This window comes from Pseudoalteromonas sp. ESRF-bin5, assembly GCF_002632075.1.
Taxonomy (GTDB): Bacteria; Pseudomonadota; Gammaproteobacteria; order Enterobacterales; family Alteromonadaceae; genus Pseudoalteromonas; species Pseudoalteromonas marina.
Genome location: NZ_NTLW01000006.1, coordinates 1 through 2,304 on the forward strand (window position 1 = coordinate 1; position 2,304 = coordinate 2,304).

Consider the following 2,304-nt stretch of genomic DNA (forward strand, 5'->3'; position numbering starts at 1 on the left):
CTATACTTCTATTTAGTGTTTTAGTTTGCTCATTGTTGTTTTATTCAACACTTAATTATGGCGTTATTTTTGACAAGAGCATGTTACAAAATATTGTTGAAACAAATTCAGGTGAAGCATTTTCATACTTGAACTTTCAGCTTGTGTTATTTATTTTTTTATTGGGGATTGTACCTACTTACTTATTTTCCAAGTTCACAATTATTGGGAGTTTTAGAGTTCGTTTAAAAAGTTTTACGAAGCTAAATCTATCAGCTTTGCTCTGTTGTGCCTTAATCGCTGTACCCTTTTATAAAGAGTACGCTTCTGTTGGCCGCAACAACCGACAGCTAACAAGTTATATCACCCCGTTTGCATTCTATACAGCAAGTTATAAATACCTGAGGGATAATTACTTTTATCCACCATTACCTTTCAAGGTACTCGATAACTTGCCCACTTTAAAAAATAAAACGAGCACCTCGCTAACTGTAATGGTTGTCGGGGAAACAGCTCGGGCGGCTAACTTTTCACTACAAGGCTATAGTAGAGCAACGAATACTTATACTCCCAAGTTAGGCGTAAAGTATTTTAGTGATGTTTCATCGTGTGGAACGGCAACGGCTATTTCAGTCCCCTGTATGTTTTCACGACTGAACCGCAAAGAATATGATTCTCGGCTTGCTAGTAGTCAAGAAAATGCTCTAGACATTATTCAGCGTAGTGGTGTTGAAGTAACATGGATTGATAATAACAGCAGCTGTAAAGGAGTGTGTGCTCGCATCAAATCAGACAACATTGAGCCGAATAAAGAACATCCGTTATGTGATGGTCATTACTGTTTTGATGAAATATTAGTTACGAAACTAGCAGACAAGATAGCGACTAGTAACGCTAAACATAAATTGGTTGTTCTACATATGATAGGTTCACATGGACCAACTTATTATCGTCGTTATCCTGAACACGAAAGTTTGTTTAAACCTGATTGCTCTCGAAGCGATATTCAGAACTGTAGTACAACTGAACTAACAAACACATATGATAATACTATCGCATACACAGATAAGGTGTTAAGCCAGTTGATAAAAGTATTACAAGCAAGTAACGAAACAAAGAAGTCACTCCTATATGTGTCAGATCACGGTGAGTCACTTGGTGAGAAAGGTTTATACCTTCACGGGTTTCCATATGCATTAGCACCAAGCGAGCAAACCCATATTCCAATGATTTTTTGGAGTAATAAACTCGCTAACTCTAAATTTAATCATTGTATTGAGTTACAACGCTCAAAAGTATTTTCACACGACAATATTTTTGACACTTTACTTGGCTTAACTCAAGTAAGCAGCAGTCAATACCAACCTGAATACGATATTTTTAACGCCTGTAAGGCCCTAAGTCTATAAAGAGAGTTTCCAATGCAATTTGATAGTGCAAATAAGCCGTCAGGTATTAATCGAGTAGTTTTAGCTTTTAAAAATTCACAGCGTGCATTTAAATGGCTTGCTAAAAATGAAGCTGCTTTTAAACAAGAGCTTTTTTTACTCGCTTTATCGCTAATTATTATTTCGATTTGGCAGATAGGTATTTACGAAAAGGTCATGCTACTAATCTCTGTTTTATTTGTGATATTCGCAGAGGTTGTTAATACAGCAATAGAAGCAACAATAGACAGAGTTGGCTTAGAGATTCATCCATTGTCAGGTCTCGCTAAAGATTTAGGCTCCGCAGCAGTATTAATTGCGCTATTGATAAGTTCATTCGTCTGGATTTCTGTATTTATAAGCTATATTGGTTATTTTTAAAATTTATCCAATCTCAATGATCGCTTATCGCTTATCGCTTATCGCTCATTTGCGACCGTCGCCTAAACTCGTTTTGGGGCAAAGGCGAGTTAAATACATAACCCGCCTCTGGACAAAAACGTTTTAGAGTATTTATTTGGTAATTCCTAATCAGCCGACGTGTCAGCGGTCGGCTGCATTTTCTTGTAAGCTTTATAGTGCAATACTCTAGTGTTTACACCTAAATATTCATAAGCCGCAGCAGCCTTCATTACCAAATCTTCGTCTTGTAGTGGTCAACTAATTTTGGCCACAGTTTTAGAATCTTGATATCTAACCTCAGATTCATTCGGCGCTAAACCAGCATTATAATGATGTGGTCTAACATTATTGTAATATCCGTTGATATAATCACTCACACTATATTTAGCATCTTTAAAGTTTTCGTATCCAACCTTTGGCATCCACTCCGTTTTAAAGCTTCTAAAAAATCGCTCCATTGGCGCATTATCCCAACAATTTCCGCGCCTGCTCATAC

General features: G+C 36.9%; 3 protein-coding genes. 2 read left to right on the plus strand and 1 reads right to left on the minus strand.

Going from position 1 to position 2,304, the window contains the following annotated elements; all coding sequences use genetic code 11:
- Nucleotides 1-1,388, plus strand: a 1,388-nt coding sequence (locus tag BCG07_RS00055; RefSeq protein WP_286887896.1) for a phosphoethanolamine transferase, incomplete at its 5' end; no start/stop codon positions are given.
- Nucleotides 1,389-1,400: 12 nt separating this feature from the next.
- Nucleotides 1,401-1,787, plus strand: coding sequence for a diacylglycerol kinase (locus BCG07_RS00060; protein WP_024599461.1), 387 nt, complete (start codon nt 1,401-1,403; stop codon nt 1,785-1,787).
- A gap of 275 nt (nt 1,788-2,062) precedes the next feature.
- Here the strand turns inward: BCG07_RS00060 and BCG07_RS00065 are convergent.
- A partial coding sequence (locus BCG07_RS00065) for an integrase core domain-containing protein (RefSeq protein ID WP_286887900.1) occupies nt 2,063-2,304 on the minus strand: 242 nt, incomplete at its 5' end.

Excerpts from the sequence above, each read along its gene's own strand:
- BCG07_RS00060 (WP_024599461.1), top strand. The coding sequence starts at position 1,401 with ATGCAATTTGATAGTGCAAATAAGCCGTCAGGTATTAATCGAGTAGTT.